Origin of the sequence: Myceligenerans pegani (assembly GCF_014892515.1) — a bacterium.
GTDB lineage: Bacteria > Actinomycetota > Actinomycetes > Actinomycetales > Cellulomonadaceae > Myceligenerans > Myceligenerans pegani.
Genome location: NZ_JADBGR010000019.1, coordinates 29999 through 48704 on the forward strand (window position 1 = coordinate 29999; position 18706 = coordinate 48704).

At 72.1% G+C, this 18706-nt stretch carries 15 protein-coding genes and 1 riboswitch; of the genes, 6 read left to right on the forward strand and 9 right to left on the reverse strand.

From position 1 onward, the window contains the following. Positions 1-6: 6 nt before the first annotated feature. The 3 genes from IIE03_RS01605 to IIE03_RS01615 form a co-directional block, all read right to left on the reverse strand. On the reverse strand, positions 7-1089 hold the full coding sequence (locus IIE03_RS01605; protein ID WP_318842739.1) for a MaoC/PaaZ C-terminal domain-containing protein: 1083 nt from the start codon (positions 1087-1089) through the stop codon (positions 7-9). Next, a complete protein-coding gene (locus IIE03_RS01610) occupies positions 1086-2429 on the reverse strand; it encodes a 3-oxoacyl-ACP reductase (RefSeq protein WP_192860973.1) in 1344 nt (447 codons plus the stop codon). Before IIE03_RS01610 ends, IIE03_RS01605 begins: the two co-directional genes overlap by 4 nt. Positions 2430-2499: 70 nt before the next feature. After that, complete coding sequence (locus tag IIE03_RS01615; protein WP_192860974.1) at positions 2500-3837, reverse strand: acetyl-CoA C-acetyltransferase; 1338 nt, start codon at positions 3835-3837, stop codon at positions 2500-2502. A gap of 137 nt (positions 3838-3974) precedes the next feature. On the opposite strand from IIE03_RS01615, the gene IIE03_RS01620 reads away from it, so the two are divergent. Further along, positions 3975-4688 carry a TetR/AcrR family transcriptional regulator gene (locus tag IIE03_RS01620; RefSeq protein ID WP_192860975.1) on the forward strand — a complete coding sequence of 238 codons (714 nt, stop codon included), beginning with the start codon at positions 3975-3977 and terminating at the stop codon, positions 4686-4688. 57 nt (positions 4689-4745) lie between these two features. Beyond that, entirely contained in the window at positions 4746-6899 is a 2154-nt protein-coding gene (locus IIE03_RS01625; protein ID WP_192860976.1) for an acyl-CoA dehydrogenase family protein, read from the forward strand. A gap of 45 nt (positions 6900-6944) precedes the next feature. On the opposite strand, the gene IIE03_RS01630 is transcribed toward IIE03_RS01625, so the two are convergent. From IIE03_RS01630 to IIE03_RS01640, 3 genes are all read right to left on the reverse strand, one after another. After that, a complete protein-coding gene (locus tag IIE03_RS01630) occupies positions 6945-7928 on the reverse strand; it encodes a helix-turn-helix domain-containing protein (RefSeq protein WP_192860977.1) in 984 nt (327 codons plus the stop codon). 216 nt (positions 7929-8144) lie between these two features. Continuing rightward, positions 8145-8876, reverse strand: a complete 732-nt coding sequence (locus IIE03_RS01635) for a mechanosensitive ion channel family protein (protein ID WP_192860978.1) — start codon at positions 8874-8876, stop codon at positions 8145-8147. Positions 8877-9055: 179 nt separating this feature from the next. Next, positions 9056-10534 carry an aminotransferase class V-fold PLP-dependent enzyme gene (locus tag IIE03_RS01640; RefSeq protein ID WP_192860979.1) on the reverse strand — a complete coding sequence of 493 codons (1479 nt, stop codon included), beginning with the start codon at positions 10532-10534 and terminating at the stop codon, positions 9056-9058. A 31-nt stretch (positions 10535-10565) separates the two neighbouring features. After that, a riboswitch (SAM riboswitch) is annotated at positions 10566-10681 on the reverse strand. A gap of 217 nt (positions 10682-10898) precedes the next feature. Here IIE03_RS01640 and IIE03_RS01645 point away from each other — a divergent pair. The 4 genes from IIE03_RS01645 to IIE03_RS01660 all read left to right on the forward strand — a co-directional run bounded on the left by IIE03_RS01645 (position 10899) and on the right by IIE03_RS01660 (position 17003). Further along, the gene (locus IIE03_RS01645; RefSeq protein WP_192860980.1) at positions 10899-11378 is read left to right on the forward strand and encodes a rhodanese-like domain-containing protein; all 480 of its coding nucleotides are present in this window, start codon (positions 10899-10901) and stop codon (positions 11376-11378) included. Further along, complete coding sequence (locus IIE03_RS01650; RefSeq protein ID WP_192860981.1) at positions 11375-12637, forward strand: O-succinylhomoserine sulfhydrylase; 1263 nt, start codon at positions 11375-11377, stop codon at positions 12635-12637. The genes IIE03_RS01645 and IIE03_RS01650 overlap by 4 nt, the downstream gene beginning before the upstream one ends. Before the next feature lie 187 nt (positions 12638-12824). Further along, positions 12825-16127, forward strand: a complete 3303-nt coding sequence (locus IIE03_RS01655; protein ID WP_192860982.1) for a S8 family peptidase — start codon at positions 12825-12827, stop codon at positions 16125-16127. Positions 16128-16229: 102 nt separating this feature from the next. Then, positions 16230-17003, forward strand: coding sequence for an MBL fold metallo-hydrolase (locus IIE03_RS01660; RefSeq protein ID WP_192861020.1), 774 nt, complete (start codon positions 16230-16232; stop codon positions 17001-17003). A gap of 24 nt (positions 17004-17027) precedes the next feature. Here the strand turns inward: IIE03_RS01660 and IIE03_RS01665 are convergent, their stop codons facing one another. From IIE03_RS01665 to purS, 3 genes are read right to left on the reverse strand one after another with little or no spacing between them, the layout of a single operon-like run. Further along, entirely contained in the window at positions 17028-17669 is a 642-nt protein-coding gene (locus IIE03_RS01665) for a GNAT family N-acetyltransferase (RefSeq protein ID WP_225997106.1), read from the reverse strand. Between the two features lie 2 nt (positions 17670-17671). Beyond that, positions 17672-18385, reverse strand: coding sequence for a phosphoribosylformylglycinamidine synthase subunit PurQ (purQ, locus tag IIE03_RS01670; protein WP_192860984.1), 714 nt, complete (start codon positions 18383-18385; stop codon positions 17672-17674). Beyond that, on the reverse strand, positions 18385-18678 hold the full coding sequence (gene purS, locus IIE03_RS01675; RefSeq protein ID WP_192860985.1) for a phosphoribosylformylglycinamidine synthase subunit PurS: 294 nt from the start codon (positions 18676-18678) through the stop codon (positions 18385-18387). The genes purQ and purS overlap by 1 nt, the downstream gene beginning before the upstream one ends. Between the last annotated feature and the right edge of the window lie 28 nt (positions 18679-18706).

Genomic DNA, 18706 nt, shown 5'->3' on the forward strand with positions numbered 1-18706 from the left:
GGAGCCTCACAGCGGCGTGACGGTGCCCGTCAGATGACGGGTCGTCCGGCCCGCACGCCAGGCGTCGTAGACGAAGCCGCCCTCCGGGCCAACAGCAGGGGCGGCGCCGGCGCCGGCGTCCGACGCGTACCGGATCGCCACGTCGACCGAGCCGGGCAGCAGCACCGGCTTGAAGAACTCGGCGGTCCACTCGTACGCGTCACCGCGCCGGGCCGGCCCCACCTCGGCCAGGGCACGCGCCGCCGTGTACATCCCGTGGGCGATCGCACGCGGGAATCCGAAGGCCTTCGCCCCGAGCGCGGACATGTGGATCGGGTTCCGGTCACCGGAGACCGCGCCGTACTCGGGGCCGATGCTCCTGGGGAGGCGCCAGCGCGCCGTGGGCAGCGGCGGCACCCAGGGGGCGCGTGACGCGGGTCGGCCCGCGCCGTCGGCCGCTCGGTCCGGCATCGCCCCGTCCGGCACCTCCCGCCCAGGCAGCGCCCCCTCCGACGCCGCGCGGTCCGGTCCCGCCCACTCCGACGGCGTGCTCGCACCGTCCCGCACCGAGAAGCCCTTCGCGAGGTACGTCGAGACCCCCCGGTACACCGGCACGCCCCCCGCGAAGGCCTCCGCCACCAGGTCGACCTGCACGCCCCGCCGGTGGGCGCGCGCATGCTCGGCCCAGGCCCGGATCTCCAGCCGGTCGCCCACCCCCACCGGGCGGAACACGCGGGCCGTGTTGCGCAGGTGCACCATGCCGAGCAGCCCCAGCGGGAAGTCGGGGCGCACCATGACCGCGGTCGCCAGCGGGAACGTGAGGACGTGCAGGAATCCGGCCGGCAGCACGTCCGACACCGGCTCCCCCACCACGCCCTGGTAGTCGGCCAGGTGGGCGGCCACGCCCGTGGTGTCGACGTCCGCCACGCGGTACACGACCCGCGGGAGGACGACGCCGGCTCGCGGACGCTTCGTCACGGAGCCCATCGCGCCCTTCACGTACAGCCCGCCGAGCGGCGGCACCACGCCCAGGTCGGTGACGGTGTAGGACGACGGCGCCCCGGCCCTCGGCGCGGATCTCACCTCGTCGGCCCCGACCACCGCGGTCACTTGCCCACCATGTGCTGACCGCAGACGCGCAGCGTCCGGCCGTTGATCCCGGCCGCCGCGTCGGACGCGAGGAAGCAGATCGCCTCCGCGATGTCGACCGGCTCACCGCCCTGCGCCAAGGAGGGCAGCATCCGCGCCACCGAGCGCGTCGCGAACGGAATCCTCGCGGTCATCTCCGTCTCGATGAAGCCTGGCGCGACCGCGTTCGCGGTGCCACCCGTGGCGGCGACGAGCGGCGCCGTGGCCGCGGTGTGACCGATGACGCCCGCCTTCGAGTAGGCGTAGTTGGTCTGGCCCTTGTTGCCGGCGATGCCCGACGTCGACGCCAGGGAGACGATCCGCAGCCCCTCGACACCCGCCTCCAGGAGCCGGGCGTTGATCCGCAGTTGCGAGGCGAGGTTGACGGCGATGACGGAGTCCCAGCGGTCCGCCTTCATGTTGGCGAGCAGCTTGTCGCGGGTGATGCCGGCGTTGTGGACCAGGATGTCGAGCCCGCCGAGCGGCTTCGCGGCGGCCAGGATCTTGTCGGCGGCGTCGGCGGCGGTGACGTCGAGCTGGAGCGCGACGCCGTGCACCGAGTTGGCGACCGCCGACAACGCCTCCCCCGCGGGCGGCACGTCGACGACGACGACCTTCGCGCCGTCGCGCGCCATCGTCCTCGCGATCGCGGCGCCGATGCCGCGCGCCGCGCCGGTCACGACCGCGACCCTGCCGGCGAGCGGCCGGTCCCAGTCGATCTCACCGGGGCCGTCGCAGGGTCCGACCGGGAGGATCTGGCCGTCGACGTACGCCGACTTCGCGGAGAGGAAGAAGCGCAGCGTGGCGATCACGGAGATCGAGTCGACGGCGGCGCCCCCGGTCAGCTGGACGCCGTTCGCGGTCGAGCCCCCGCGGAGTTCCTTGCCGAGCGAGCGGACGAAGCCCTCCACGCCCGCGCGGGCCGCCGCGAGCGTGGGTGCGTCGCCGGTCTCCGGGGCGCGGGAGAGGGTGACGACGCGGCCGTTGCCGGCGAGCCCGCGCAGGGTCCCGCCCAGGGCGAGGGCCGCGCCGGAGACGTCCTCGGGGTGTTCCACCGCCGAGAGCACGAGCACGACGGCGCCGAACTTCTCGCGCTCGGCGAGTTCCGGAGAGCGGCGTACGTCGATGTCCCAGCCGGTGAGGACCTTGGTGACGGCGTCGGCGTCGGATGCCGAGGCGTCGTCGGACACCACCAGCACCGGGCCGACGGTCAGCGGGCTGCCGGCCTGATGCCGGCGAAGGATCGCGGGCTGGGGCAGCCCGAGCTTCTTGACGAGCGGCTTGAAGCCGCCGTTGGCGAAACGGGTGTAGCTGTCGGTCACGGTGCCCTCTTGGATCGTGGTGGTCGGAAGTGCTGGTGAGGCCGGTCAGATACGCGGAGGCCGGATCCGCTCAGGCGGACTCGACGAGCGCCGTGACACCCAGTCCGCCCGCCGCGCACACGGAGATCAGGGCGCGGGCCGGCTTGCCGGTCTCGGCGGCCTTCGCGTGCACCAGCTTCGCGGCCGTGGCGACGATGCGTCCGCCGGTCGCGGCGAAGGGGTGCCCGGCCGCGAGCGAGGAGCCGTTCACGTTCAGCCTGCTGCGGTCGACCTTGCCGAACGCCCCGGGCAGGCCGAGCTCGTCGCGGCAGTAGTCCTCGTCCTCCCAGGCGGCGAGGGTGGTGAGGACGGTTGCGGCGAACGCCTCGTGGATCTCGAAGAAGTCGATGTCCTCGAGCGTGAGGCCGTGGCGCGCCAGGAGGCGGGGAACGGCGGCGGCCGGCGCCATGAGCAGCCCTTCGTGGCCGTGCACGAAATCGACGCCGGCGGTCTCCGCGTCGACGAACTTCGCGAGCACGGGCAGGTTGCGTTCCTCGGCCCAGTCCCGCGAGCCGAACAGCACCGCGGAGGCGCCGTCGGTCAGCGGGGTGGAGTTGCCGGCGGTCATCGTGGCCGGCAGCGGTGCGCCGTCGTCGCCCGTGAGCCCGCGGCCGAAGACCGGCTTGAGCTTCGCGAGCTTCTCGGCCGAGGTGTCGCCGCGCAGGTTGTCGTCGCGGGACAGGCCCCGGAACGGGGTCACGAGGTCGTCGAAGAAGCCCTCTTCCCAGGCGCGGTACAGGTTCTGGTGCGACCGCAGGGCGATCTCGTCCTGCGCCTCGCGGGTGATGCCCCACTTCGCGGTGGTGATGGCCTGGTGCTCGCCCATCGAGAGGCCGGTGCGCGGCTCGCCCGTGTCCGGTGTCTCGGGTGCGAGCCACTTCGGGTGGCCCAGCACGGGAAGCAGCGCCTTGATGCGGTCGCCGGTGCTGCGCGCGTGGTTCGCCTGGAGCAGGGCACGGCGCAGCTTGTCGCCGACGGCGATCGGCGCGTCGGAGATCGTGTCGGTCCCGCCTGCGACGGCGGACTCGATCTGGCCGAGCTTGATCTTGTTGGTGACCGCGATCGCGGCCTCCAGGCCCGTGCCGCAGGCCTGCTGCAGGTCGTACGCGGGCGTGGCGGGAGCGAGGGACGAGCCGAGCACGCTCTCCCGGATCAGGTTGAAGTCGCGGCTGTTCTTCAGCACGGCGCCACCGACCACCTCGCCCAGGAGCTCGCCCTGCAGGCCGAAGCGGGCCACCAGCCCCTCGAGTGCGGCGGTGAACATGTCCTGGTTGCTGGTGCGGACGTACTTCTTGCCGGCCCGGGCGAACGGGATGCGGTTGCCGCCGATGATGACGGCCTCTCGAGTGGTGGGAATGGAAGAGGCCATTTCGTCAGGTCCTTCACGTCGTTTGGGAAGTTCTTGGGCGGATGTCAACGTGGACGGTGTCCGAGACTCACAGTACCTGATACTGTCAGTCTCGTGAGGCGGAGCACAAGAGCGACGGCCCGTGAAGGAGAAAATCGATGAGCGTCGGCGTGGACGGACGATCGACTCGCTGGGCGGACCACCGCACCGCGCGCCGGGCAGAACTCGTGCGCGCAGCCCGGAAGGCCGTGCACCGCCTAGGTCCTACGGTATCCATGGACGAGATCGCCGCAGAGGCGGGAACGTCGAAGTCGATCGTGTACCGCTATTTCGACGACAAGGCGGGGCTGCGCCTCGCCGTGGCCGAGGCCGTCGTCGCTCAGATGCACGACACGCTGCAGGAGGCCGCGCACGGGGCCGCCACCCCCGAGGGGGCGCTGCGCGCCATGGTCCGCGTCTACCTCGAGATGATCGAACACTCGCCGAACGTGTACTGGTTCGTGACCCGGACGTCGATCGGCGGCAACGACCCGGTCTCGCCCGTGGAGCAGCCCGGCGGGCGGGACACCCAGGCCACGGCCTCGCCGGTCGGCTCGTCGGACGCGCCGCTGGGTGCCTACCTGGAGTCGGTGATCGAGCTCGTCGCGGAGCCGTTCGCCCAGGCGGCCGACGTCACGCCCGAGGACGCCGCCGCCTGGGCGGCCGGCGCCGTCGGCTTCGTCCGGGGTGCCGGCGAGTGGTGGCTCGGTCACCGCGTCGCCGGGCAGTCCGTGACCCGCGAGCAGCTCACCGAGCGCGTGAGCCTGTGGCTCTGGACGGGGCCCGTCGGCGTCCTGCATCCCGACGAACCCGCCGCGGCGACCACCGCCTGACCTCCCGCACCCGCCTCAACCTCGCGGCTACCAGCCGCCGACCCTCGAGGAGAACCGATGACGACCACCTCCGAACCTCCGACGACGACACTGGCCGTGCCGACCGCCGCGCCGCGCACCGCCACCCAGGACCGCAGGAACGAACCGGCCCGCGGCGCCTCGACGGCGTCGGACGGTCCGCGCGTGAACGTCGCCGAACTGGAGCACCTCCTGCTCGGGCGCTGGAAGGAGGTGCGTTCCAACGCCCGCCGTCTCGTCGCCGAACGCGAGGAGATCTGGAAGATCGACGGGATCTCGAAGGAGGAACATCGCGAGCGCACCCTCGAGACCATGAAGTTCATGGCGCGGGACGAGCACGGCCAGGTATGGCGTGCCTTCCCCGAGCGCCTCGGCGGCAACGACGACGCCGGCGGCAACCTGGTGGGCTGCGAGGAGCTCTTCGTCGCCGACCCGTCGCTGCAGATCAAGTCGGGCGTGCAGTGGGGCCTGTTCGCGGCCGCCATCCTGCACCTCGGCACCGAGGAGCAGCAGGACCGCCTGCTGCCGGGGGCGATGGACCTGTCGGTCCCGGGCGCCTTCGCGATGACGGAGACCGGGCACGGTTCGGACGTCGCGTCGGTCGGTACGACGGCGACGTACGACCCGGGGACCGAGGAGTTCGTCATCAACACCCCGTTCCGGGGGGCGTGGAAGCAGTACCTCGGGAACGCGGCGCGGCACGGCGTGGCCGCGACCGTGTTCGCCCAGCTGATCACGAACGGCGTGAACCACGGCGTGCACTGCTTCTACGTGCCGATCCGGGACCCGGAGACGCTCGAGTTCCTGCCCGGCGTCGGCGGCGAGGACGACGGCCACAAGGGTGGCCTCAACGGCATCGACAACGGCAAGCTGCACTTCACCGACGTGCGGATCCCGCGCCGGGACCTGCTGGCCCGCTACGGCGAGGTCGCCGCGGACGGCACGTACACGTCGTCGATCGACAGCCCGGGACGCCGCTTCTTCACGATGCTCGGCGCCCTGGTGCAGGGTCGCGTGACCCTGGACGGGTCGGCGTCGGTCGCCGCGAAGGTCGGCCTGGCGATCGCCACGAAGTACGCCGACGAGCGCCGACAGTTCGCGGCCGGCGACGGCCAGGAGGAGATCACGCTGCTCGACTACGCGATGCACCGCAAGCGGCTCCTCCCGCGCATCGCGGAGACGTACGCGATCTCGTTCGCGCACGAGGAGCTGCTGGAACTCTTCGACGGCGTGTTCTCGGGTGCGACGGACACCCCGGAGAACCGCGAGGACCTGGAGACGACGGCCGCCGCGCTCAAGGCGACGTCGACCTGGTTCGCCATGGACACGCTGCAGACGTGCCGCCAGGCGTGCGGCGGGGCCGGCTACCTGTCGGAGAACCGCTTCACGTCGATGCGGGCGGACCTCGATGTCTACACCACGTTCGAGGGCGACAACCACATCCTCCTGCAGCTCGCCGCGAAGCGGCTGGTGGGCGACCACGGCAAGCGGCTGGCCAGGGCCGCCAAGTCCCCCGCCGGCATGGCGGGCATCGTGGCCGGACGGCTGAAGGACACGCTGCTGCACAAGGCGCCGCTGCGGAAGCTCGGCCAGAACGTGGCCGACGGCGGCGGCGCGCGGGCGGCGAGCAACCTGCTCGACGCCAGGACCCAGCGAGCGCTGCTGCAGGAGCGCGTGGACGGCCTCGTGAACTCGGTGGCGATGGGCCTGCGGCCCGCGCTGGGGACGAAGGACCCGGCCAAGGCGCAGGAGATCTTCGACGACAACCAGGTCGAGCTGATCACCTCGTCGATCGCGTGGGCCGAACTGTTCCGCTGGGACGCCTTCACCAAGGCGCTCGACGAGATCGAGGACGTCGGCACCCGCGCGATCATGACGACGGTGCGTGACGTCTACGGCCTGACCGTGATCGAGCGCAACCTCGACTGGTACCTCGTGGGCGGGCGGCTGTCGGTGTCGCGCGCCAAGGCCGTGACGACGACGATCCACCACCTGCTCAAGCAGATCCGCCCGCACGCGGTGGACCTCGTCGACGCGTTCGGCTACGGCCCGCGCCACCTCCGGGCGCCGATCGCCGACGGCTCGGAGCGGCTGCGCCAGGACGAGGCGAGACAGTACTACCGCGATCTCGCAGCCAGCGGAAAGGCCCCGAGGTCGGAGAAGTCCCTCCGCAAGACCGGCGCAAAGGCCTGACCCCACGCTGACCCCCACGCGGCCCGCGAGGGACGGCTTCGGCGTTCAGAGCCACCCCTTGCGGGCCGCGTGCCAGCCCAGCTGGATGCGCGTCGCCACGCCGGCCGTGTCCATCATCGACTTGACGCGCCGCTGAACCGTGCGAAGACCCAGCTCCAGATGCTTGGCCACAGCCTGGTCGGTCAGGCCGGAGAGCATGAGGCCGAGGATCTTCAGGTCGAGGTCGTCCAGCTCGCCGTGGACGCCTTCGGACTGCACCCGCAGCGGCACCGCGTCCCGCCAGAACGCCTCGAAGAGCGCGATGATCCCGTCGAGCAGCCCGCTCTCATGGATGATCAGCGCGGAGACGGTGTCGACCTCGTCGTCGGGCCGCAGCTGGCTCTGCACCGGGACGATGGCGAGCCGCCGGTCGATGACGAACGCCTTGATCGGGACGTCGTCGGCGATGCGGACCTCCTCGCCCGCGCGGACGGCCTCGACCGCGGCCTCGACCGTCAGGAGGCCCTCGTCGAGCATCGACCGGTCCATCACGGCCCGGTAGCGCACGCCGCGTTCGACGGCGTCGTCCTCGGCGGTGTTCTCCTCGGTGCCCATCACCAGCACGGGAGGCCGGAGGAAGGTCTCGACGGTCTCGTGCGCGCCCGCCTGGAGCTGCAGGATGCGCTGCAGCACGGCGTCGGAGCCGCGCACCAGGTCGACGATGTCGCTCGCCGGGCGCAGGTCGGCGGACCGGCGGTACTCCTCCTCCAGGTCGAGCATCTCGAGCTGCGCGGACCGCAGTTCCTCGGTCCGGCGCGAGAGGATCGCACCGAGCGCGATCTCCGGGGGCGCCGCCTGGAATCGCGAGTCGTCGGTACCCTGCCGCGCGGCAAGCCCGTGCTCCTCGAGGACCTGCAGCACCGCGTAGGCCTCGCCGGGGTCGACGCCCATCCGCCGGGCCAGCTCGCTCGCGTCGAGCGAGGGCGAGCGGACGAGCTCGCGGTAGGCGAGCGCCTGTGCTTGCGACAGGCCGAGCACGTTGCCGAACATTCTCAACCCTCCAGCAGTAATCGATGCACCGAGGATGCGGCGAGGATACGCCATGGCGGGTTACCGCCACGAGACCTCAGGCGATTGCGCGCCGCCTCCGCCGTGGTATTCCCGAGCAGACGGACGGGGCGCCGGCGGGCGCAGCAACAAGGAGAGGCCCCGCACTCCGCCGTCGGAGTGCGGGGCCCGACCGTGTGCCGGGGCCGATGTCGCGATTCAGCCGTTGCTCGGCGGGGCGTAGGTGCCACCGGCCGACTGCTGCCCCGCACCGCTCTGGGCAGCACCACCCGGGCCGCCGGGCGCGCCGATCCCGGCGAGCCAGCCCTCCCACTTCGTCCGCATCGGGCCGATGAGGCCGCCTCCGACACCGACGATCAGGATTCCGGCGATCGTCGCCAGAACCGCGGTGAGCACCGACGTCGTCACCGACACCGCGATACCGACCTGGTTCAGGGCGGCGACAATGCCCAGGAAAAGGATCCCGACCCAGGCGACCTTCGCCACCAGCGGGCCGTAGGAGACGCCGCCCATGGTCGATGTGAGCAGGTCCCTGACGGCGTTCGCGATCGCGCCCGCAATGACGACGATGACGATCGCGACGACGAGCTGCGGCAGCCAGCCGACGATCTCGTTGACGATCTGGCTGACGGGATTGGTGGGCCCGAACGCACTGAGCGCGAGCTGCAGCACGATGAGCAGGATGAAGTAGTAGATGATCTTCGTGAGCAGCGAGATCGGCTCGACCCCGGAGCCGGCGAGCAACCGCCCGGCACCCGCCTTGTCGAGCAGTTTCGTGAAGCCGATTCGGTTCAGGATCATGCCGACGAAGCGTGCGACCGCCTTCGCGATGATCCAGCCGATAAAGAGAATGACCAGGAACACGAGAAGCTTCGGGACGAAGCTTGCGATCGAGTTCCAGGCATTGGTGAGACCTGCCATCCAGTCCATGTGGTGTTTCCCCTTCCCCCTTCGAGATGATTCTCGCCGTGCCGGGCACGTTTATCCCCGGACAGTTCCGGCACGTCACGAAGGTATCCCTGTGGGCGGTATGGCGCGCGTTCAGGAAATGTGGTGGAGGGAAATCAAAAGTGATATGTCAGATGACGCCGCAGGTCGGACCTCGCAGGTCAGACCTCATCGGGCAGGCAGACGGCGACGTCCGCCAGGTAGCCGGCGGCCGCCGTGGCGAGCAGCCCGGCCAGGCCGGACCCCTCGGGCACCGGCCGCGGGTCGTCGACCACGACCCAGAGCCCGTCGACGACGTCGTACTGTGCCTGCGGCCCGTCGGTGACCAGCGTACGCACCGCCGCGACGAGCCGCTCGACCTCCTCGCCGGCGGTTCCGACACCGACCGAGGCGCGCACGGCCCCGGCGTCGAACCCGAGACGTCCGAGCAGCGGGTGCGCGCAGAACCGCCCGTCGCGCACGCCGATCCCGTGCTCGGCCGACAGGTAGGCCGCGACGAGACCGGGGTCGTACCCCGCCACCGTGAAGGTCACCACCCCGACCGGGTCGACGGCGTCGTCCCACACCCGCACCACCGACACCCGGTCGATCGACTCCAGGCCGCTCACGAGGCGACGGCGCAGCGCGCCCTCGTGCGCACGAACCAGGTCGGGGTCCAGGGCGGCGAGCGCCTCGCACGCGGCGGCCAGCGCGACGGCCCCGATCACGTTCGGTGAACCCGCCTCGTGCCGCGCGGGCCCGTCGTGCCAGTCGGTCTCGCCGGTACGCACCCGCCGGACGGCACCGCCGCCGGCGAGGTAGGGAGTGCCCGCGTCGAGCCAGTCACGGCGGCCGATCAGGGCGCCGGCGCCGTAGGGCGCGTAGGTCTTGTGCCCGGAGAAGGCGAGGTAGTCGACGCCGCTGTCGGCGAGCGAGATCCGGCGGTGCGGGACGAGCTGGGCGCCGTCGAGCACGATGCGTGCGCCGTGCTCGTGGGCCGCACCGACCAGGTCCGCGAGGGGGAGCGACTCGCCCGTCACGTTGGACGCGCCCGTGACGGCGAGCAGCACGTACGGCCTGCCGGTGCCGGCGCCGTCGGCGAGCTCGTCACGGACCTGCGCGAGCGTGTCCGCGACGGTCGTGCCGCCGGTGAGGACGGTGGCGTCGGTGAGCCGCTGCCAGGGCAGGAGGTTGGCGTGGTGCTCGACGTCGAGCACCAGCACCCGGCCGGGTGCCCCCGTGGCCGGATCGGCGGGGACGCATCCCGCCAGCAGGTTGAGCGAGTCGGTGGTGTTGCGCGTGATGAGAGTGAGGTCCTCTGCGCGCGCACCGACGAAGTCCCCGATGGCGCGGCGGGACGCCTCGTACAGGGCGGTGGAGACCTGGGAGAGGTAGCCCGCGCCCCGGTGCACGCTGGCGTACAGCGGCAGGGTCTCGGCGACGCGCTCCGCGACGGACTCCAGCGCGGGAGCGGAGGCCGCGACGTCGAGGTTGGAGTAGGTGACCTGCCGCCCGTCGACGAGCGGGACGAGCGTGTCGTGCCCCACGACCGGCAGGAGCGGCGCGGTCGGGTCCGGCGCGGCCCGCTCGGCGGGCGCGGGAGCGGTCGACGTACGGGCCGAGCCGCCGGGCGTGGTCGTGGTGTCGGTGGCTGCCGTCATGGCGCCCTCCAGCGAGTCCTGGGGGAGTGCGTCCCCGCGCTTGCCACGAACGGTCTCGAACGCGGCCTGGTCGTCACCCGGGGCACCCCACCGCGAGAGGAGGGTTGCCGGCCAGCAAGCCGGGGCTTGTCGCTGGCACTCATGACCTGGCGTCATCCTGCGATCCCCGCACGGACGCGTCAACGAGCGTCCACATTCTGGTCTCACTGTGTGATCGGCCCGCGCCGGTGACGTACGATCGCGTCGACCATCCCGAGCGGGCGAGTGACGTGGCACGTCGACCCCGCAGCAACCCGCGGGTCTCGCGCACACGCGACGCCTCCCGGACCAGGGTGCTAACGCCACGACCGATGGGAGGAGTGCCATGAGCAACCCCGAAGCCGACACCCCCGCGAACGCGGGCCCCCCGCTGGACGCACGCCCGGCCGCGGGCTACGCCGGCGACATCACCCCGCAGCAGGCGTGGGACCTCCTGGCCACGGATCCGGACGCCACCCTCGTGGACGTCCGCACCGAGGGCGAGTGGCGCACCATCGGCGTGCCGGACGTCAGTTCGCTCGACAAGCAGGCCGTGTTCGCGGAGTGGGTGCACGCCGACGGCCGCCCCAACCCGGCGTTCCTGGAGGAGCTGAAGGCCGGCGTCGGCGCCGCCGGTGGACCGGTCGTGTTCCTCTGTCGCTCCGGCCAGCGGTCGATCGGCGCCGCGCGGCTGGCCACCAGCGCCGGCATCGCGCCGTCGTACAACGTGCTGGAGGGGTTCGAAGGGCCGGCGGGGCCCGACGGTGTCCGCAACCACAGCGGCTGGAAGGTCCGCGACCTGCCGTGGGCGGAGGCCGACGCGTGACGACGACCGGCGCCTTCCCGCCCGACGCCGTCCCCGGCGGTTCCGGGCGCAAGCCGCTGCCCGCGGGTGTCCGGCCGCGCACCCTCGCCGTGCGTGCCGGGCACGCCCGCACGGAGTTCCAGGAGACCGGCGAGGCCGTCTTCCTCACCCAGGGGTACGTGTACGACTCCGCCGCGGACGCCGAGGCGGCGTTCTCCGGCGACCTGGACCGGTTCGTCTACTCGCGCTACGGCAACCCGACCGTGCACACCTTCGAGGAGCGCCTGCGCGTCCTGGAGGGCGCGGAAGCCTGCTACGCCACGGCTACCGGGATGTCGGCGGTGTTCACGGCGCTGGCCGCGCTGGTGCGGTCCGGGTCCCGGATCGTCGCGGCCCGGGCGCTGTTCGGGTCGAGCGTGGTGATCTTCGACGAGATCCTCGCCAAGTGGGGAGTGCGCACCGACTACGTGGACGGGCACGTGCTCTCCCAGTGGGAGGAGGCCCTCGCGGAGCCGGCGGACGTCGTCTTCTTCGAGACGCCGTCGAACCCGATGCAGGACATCGTCGACGTGCGGGCCGTGGTGGAGCTGGCGCACCGCGCGGGCGCGACCGTGGTGCTCGACAACGTGTTCGCGACGCCGCTCCTGCAACGGCCGCTGGAGCTCGGCGCCGACGTCGTCGTCTACTCCGCGACCAAGCACATCGACGGGCAGGGACGCGTGCTCGGCGGCGCGATCCTCGGGACCACCGAGTTCGTCACGGGTCCGGTGCAGACGCTGATCCGGAACACCGGGCCGTCCTTGTCGCCGTTCAACGCGTGGACACTGCTCAAGGGGCTGGAGACACTGCCGGTGCGGATCACCGCACAGAACGCGGCGGCGCTGGAGGTCGCGCGGGTGCTCGAGGGGTTCGACGGCGTCACCGGGGTGCGCTACCCGTTCCTCGACTCACACCCCCAGGCGGAGCTCGCGCGGTCGCAGATGTCGGGCGGCGGGACCGTGGTGACGTTCGACCTCGACGTCCCGCCCGGGACGGACGCCGACGGCGCCAAGAAGCGGACGTTCGCGTTCCTGGACGCGCTGCGGATCGTCGACATCTCGAACAACCTCGGCGACGCGAAGTCCCTGATCACCCACCCCGCCACGACGACCCACCGCAAGCTGGGCGCCGACGGCCGCGCCAGGGTGGGCATCAACGAGACCACGGTGCGGCTGTCCGTGGGGCTCGAGGACGTCCAGGACATCGTCGAGGACGTGGAGCAGGCGCTGGCCACGTCGTAGGCGCTGTCCCTGCGCCGGTGCCTTGACTCCACGGTCGGGGCACCGGCCTTGGTGTGATCCAGGCCACAGTTCAGCCCAGCCCGAATCCTTTCGTTGTTCCGCGAGGTCGCTCGCGATTACGTTCGGAGAGCACTTTCCGATCTGTCGCAGATGACCGCTTTACCGGAACAACGAAGGGATCTCACCCTTGCGTACCCGATCAGTCACCGTAGCGGCCGTCGCCGCCGCGCTCGTCGCGAGCAGCTGCATGCTCCCGAGCGCGGCCGCGCAGCCAGGCAGTTCATCCGACGGCGCCGCCGCCGAAAGCGCCCCGGCCCTGGCCGAGTCCGTCACGGTCCCGCTCCTGACGGGCGATCGCGTGACCGTCACGACGGCCCCGGACGGAAGCCGGACGGCCGCCGTTCTCCGCGCCGAAGGACGCGAGGACGTCCCGTTCCTCCGGCGCGGCCACGGCGAGCACCTGTACGTCATCCCGGCCGATGTCGCCGAGTTCGTCGGCGAGACGCTCGACGAGCGGTTGTTCGACGTCGCCGCGCTGGCCGACGCCGGATTCGGCGGTCGGCCGACACTGCCGGTCATCGTGCAGCGGACCGGACGGCCGAGCGACGTCTCGACCCTCGCGGCCCGCGGCGACTGGACGTCGGCCGGCATCACGCCGGAGCGCACCCTGGAGTCCGTCCGTGCCGTGTCCGACGACGTCGACGCCGCGGCGGGCGCGAAACTGATCGACGCCCTGCGCACGCAGGCCGGCGAGGCCACGACGCGCGCCGCGCAGGAAGCGCCCGCGATCGAGCGCGTCTGGCTCGACGCGCCGGTGCGGGCGCTCGACGCCGACTCGGCACCCCAGATCGGCGCACCCCAGGCCTGGGAGGCAGGCTTCACCGGCGACGGGGTCACGGTCGCCATCCTGGACACCGGCATCGACGCGACCCACCCCGACCTGGACGAGCTCGTGGTGGCGCAGCAGGACTTCTCCGACACCGGGTCCGTCGTCGACGGGGACGGGCACGGCAGCCACGTCGCCTCCATCGTGGCCGGGTCCGGCGACGCGTCCGACGGCGTGAACTCCGGCATGGCTCCCGATGCCGACATCATGGTCGGCAAGGTGCTGGACGACTACGGGTACGGTGACGAGTCGTCGATCATCGACGGCATGGAATGGGCCGCCTCGCAGGGCGCGGACATCATCAACATGTCCCTCGGCGCGTCCGAGTACACCGACGGCACGGACCCCATGGCGCTGGCCGTCGACCAGCTGACCGCGGAGCACGACGCCCTGTTCGTCGTCGCGGCCGGCAACGACGGCATGGACGAATCGATCGCGACGCCCGGCTCGGCGTCGTCGGCCCTCACGGTCGGCGCGGTCGACGACGACGACGTGGTCACCGACTTCTCGAGCCGCGGGCCACGAACCGACGGTGCCATCAAACCCGACGTCGTCGCTCCCGGCGAGGAGATCGTCGCCGCGCGTGCGGCGGGGACGCAGCTCGGCAGCCCCGTCGGGGAGCACTACACGGCCCTGAGCGGAACCTCGATGGCGACGCCGCACGTCGCGGGTGCGGCGGCGGTCGTCCTGGAGGCTCGGCCCCACCTGGGCGCGGCCGAACTGAAGGCCGTCCTGATGGGGTCGGCGGACCCGACCGGTGCGTCCGTCTTCGAGGAGGGTGCGGGGCGGGTCTTCCTGCCCGCCGCGATCGAGCAGCCGGTGCTGGCCGATCCGGCGTCGGTCTCGCTCGGCGCCTTCGAGCACCCGCACGAGGGCACGGCGTCGGACACGGTCACGTACCGGAACACCGGCGACCAGGACGTCGTCCTCGGCGTGGATCTCGCCGTGACCGGCCCTGACGGCGAGGCCGCCGAGGGCGCGTCCGTCTCGGACGACCGGGTGACCGTTCCGGCGAACGGCACCGCCGAGGTCGCCGTGACCGTGGACCTTGCGCTCGGGCCCATCGGCCGGTACTCCGGCGTGGTCACGGCGACCGGCCCGGACGGCGCGACGGTGCGGACACCCGTGGGCTGGGAGAAGGAGCCCGAGCTGTTCGACCTGGAGGTGGAGTTCGTCGGACGGGACGGAATGCCGTTCGAGGACGGAATGACGGACCTCGCCGTCATGAACGTCGACGACGCCGGGCAGTTCCTGTTCTCCGACCTCACCGAGGACGCGACGCACACCCTGCGCGTGCCCGCGGGCCACTACTCGGTCGCCGCAAGCATGCTCAACGACACGTTCACGCAGGTCACGGACGCGTTCGCGCCCGAGGTGACCGTCACCGCCGACACGACCGTGACGCTTGACGCGCGGGAGGCCCTGCCGGTGTCGATCGCCACGCCGCGCAGGGCGTCGGTGAGGGAGCTCGGCCTGGACGAGCAGCGGACCGACCCGAACGGGGGCGGCATCTCGACGGGGGTGAGCGTCGGGGGCGCCGACGCCTTCGTCACGCCGACCGAGCCGGTGTCGATCGGAGAGTTCGACCACGTCACCTCGGCGCACCTGGACCAGCCGACCTCGGATGGGACGGGACCGTCGTACACCTACGACCTGGTGTTCCAGCAATCCCCGGTGACCACGGGGACATTCACCGCGCGCCGCGGGGACCTGGCGGCCGTGAGGACGACGCACGCGGAACCGGCACGGGACGTCGCGATCTTGACGGGCCGCGGTGCCCTGCCGGAAGGTCGGTTCTTCGGTTCCGCGACGTTGGTCCCCGTGGAGCCGGGTACCCGGACCGAGTACGTGAGCGCGCGGAACGTGAACTGGTTCCAGGGCACGCTCTACGGCACCCCCGCCGGGGAGGAGATCCTCGGCGGCTACGACTCGCCGCTGACCGCGTACGAGCCCGGTTCAACCGTCGAGGAGACGATCGGCGGGGCGCCCCGCACTCCGCAGGCCGACGCCGCGCAGCTGGGAGACCTGCTCGCGATCTTCCCGAACGGCTGGTCGGACTCGGCCGGAAACACGTTCACGGGCTGGGGCGAGGACGACGAACGACTCACCGTCTGGCAGGACGGCGAGGTCGTCGTGGACGACGCACCCGGATGGGCCGAGCTGACGATGCCGCCCGGCGGCGCGGGCTACCGGGTCGCCTACCACGGGATCCCGGCGTCCGACCAGTGGTACACCGCGAAGCGCGTCACGGGCGAGTGGACGTTCCACGCCGAACCGGTCGGCGAGGACGAGGTCGTGCCGCGGGAACTGCCCGATGTCCGGTACGACGTCGCGGGGATCGATCTGCGAGGCGCGGCACCGCGGCGCACCAAGGTCGGGGTCGAGGTGACCGGTACCGAGGGTGACGCCGACGTACGCCTGTGGTGGTCCGCGAACGACGGCAGGGACTGGAAGGAGGCCAGGACCAGGAACGGCGTGGCCATGGTGAAGGTCCCGAAGGGCACCTCGGCGGTGTCGCTCCGTGCCGAGGTGACGGACGCGGCGGGGAACAGTCTGCGGGAGACCGTGATCGAGGCGTATACCGTGAAGAAGTGGCCGTGGTGAGGTAAGAGGTCGCGCGAGGGCGCCGGCGCCGGACCTCCGCCCGGTGCCGGCGCCCTGAGCGCGTAGCGTGGGGGCGTGAGAATCGTGACGCCGTTCGTGTCGATGCTGCGGGCCGACAACCCCGGCCCGATGACGCTCGACGGGACCCGGTCCTATGTGCTGCGGGCGCCCGGCGCCGTGGGGTGCGTGGTGGTGGATCCGGGGCCGGACCTCGACGAGCACCTCGACGCGCTGGCCGGTGCCGGGCCCGTCGAACTGGTGCTGATCACGCACCGGCATCCGGACCACACCGCGGGGTCAGCCGGGTTGCGGGAGCGGACCGGAGCGCCCGTGCGGGCCCATGACCCCGAGTTCTGTCTCGGCGGGGAGCCGCTGCGCGGGGGCGAGGTGCTCGACGCGGCGAGCCTGCGGATCGAGGTTCTGGCAACGCCAGGACACACACGCGACTCCGTGTCGTTCGTGGTCAGCGGGCCGGCGTCGTCGGACACGGAGACCGTCGTGCTGACGGGGGACACCGTCCTCGGTAAGGGCACCACGGTCATCGCCGAGCCGGACGGCTCGCTGCACGACTACTTCGAGAGCCTCGATACCCTCGAATCGGCGGGTGCCGGCACCCTCGGGCTCCCCGCGCACGGCGAGCCGATCGGTGACCTGGCGGCGGCCGTGCGCATGTACCGTGCGCACCGGATCGAGCGGCTCGAGCAGGTGCGGCGCGCGCTGGACCGGCTCGGCGTGCCCGACGACGGCCGGAGCGCGGAGATCTCGGAGCTCGCCGACGCGGTGGTGGGGATCGTGTACGCCGACGTCGACCCGAGCGTCCTGGGCGCGGCTCGGCAGAGCGTCACGGCGCAGCTGAGCTACCTGCGCGGGGAGTAGGAGGAGCAGGAGGAGCCTGCCCGGTCAGAGAGCCTTGCCGTAGCAGCGCTGGTCTTCCTCGCCCGCGTACTTGCCGTAGGGCGCGATGCGCTCGTAGCCGAGCTTCTCGTAGAGCGAGATCGCCTCGGGCTGCGCCGTCCCGGTCTCCAGGACGACTCGCGTCAGGCCCGCCTCACGGGCGGAGCACTCGAGTTCCTCCATGATCAGCGTCGAGAGGCCGCGGCGCCGGAACACGGCGCCCACGAAGACGCGCTTGACCTCGCCCGTCCCCGACGGGTGCCGGCCACCCACGCCGTCGTCGGCCCCGGACAGGTCCCGGAGGCTCCCGCCCGCGGCGGCGACACCGCCGGCCCTGATCACGACCGTCGCGACGATGGTCGCCGGGTCGAAGTACTCGTCCGCGTCGCCATCGTCGCCGTAGCGCTCGGCGAGTTCCGCGACGGCGGCGAGCCGGAGGGCGACGGCGTCCGGATGGTCGAACGGGACCCGCTCGACCACGACCTGCTCGGACGCAACCTGCTCGGCCGCGACACGCTGGGCCACGACCTGCCCCGAGGCGGCCTGCCTGGCTCGACCGGACTCGGTCACGACCCGCCCGACCCGCCCGGCCGGCCCGCGCTCGGTCGCGGCCTCGGCGAGCGCGCCGTCGTGCGCCCCGACCGCCATCGTCACGCCCCGACGAGCGACGCCAGGACCGACCGGAAGAACGGGAGCCCGTCCGTGCCCGCGCGCGGGCCGTCCGCGCCGGCGGGGCCGAAGCCCGGTTCGACGGCGTGCTCGGGGTGCGGCATCAGGCCCACCACGTTGCCCCTCTCGTTGGTGATGCCCGCGATGTCGCGGCGCGAGCCGTTCGGGTTCCAGCCGTCGTAGCGGAAGGCGACGCGGCCCTCACCCTCGAGCCGGTCGAGCGTGGCCTCGTCCGCGACGTACTGACCGTCCTGGTTCTTCAGGGGGATGGTGATCCTCTGCCCCGTGGCGAACTCGTTGGTCCAGGCCGTGTTGGCGTTGGCGACCACGAGCGTCTGCTCACGGCAGACGAAGTGCAGGTGGTCGTTCTTGATCATCGAACCGGGCAGCAGGTGGGCCTCGGTGAGGACCTGGAACCCGTTGCAGATGCCGAGCACCGGCATGCCACCGCGCGCGGCGTCGATCACGGACGACATCGCCGGGGCGAACCGGCTGATCGCGCCGGCCCGCAGGTAGTCGCCGTAGGAGAAGCCGCCCGGGAGCACGACGGCCTCGACGTCCCGCAGGTCGGCGTCCGCGTGCCAGAGGGCGACGGGTTCGCCGCCGGCCAGGCGGATGGCCCGGGCCGCGTCGCGGTCGTCGAGCGTGCCCGGGAAGGTGACGACACCGATCCTGGCGCTGTTCAGCGTGCCCATCAGGCCAGCCCGGCGCGCTGTGCGACGGGGGCGGTCCCGGCGTCCGCCGAGGCATCGGTCACGGCGACGATGTCCTCGATGATCGGGTTCGACAGGACCTCCTCGGCCGCCTTGCGAGCCTGCTCCAGGATCTCGGGCGTGACCTCGCCGTCGACCTCCAGTTCGAATCGCTTGCCCTGGCGGACACCGGTGAACTGCGTGAACCCGAGGCGCGGCAGCGCCCCGACCACGGCCTTGCCCTGGGGGTCCAGGATCTCGGGCTTGGGCATGACCTCGACGACGACGCGTCCCACGGGGGCTCCTTGAAAGACGAGGGAATTC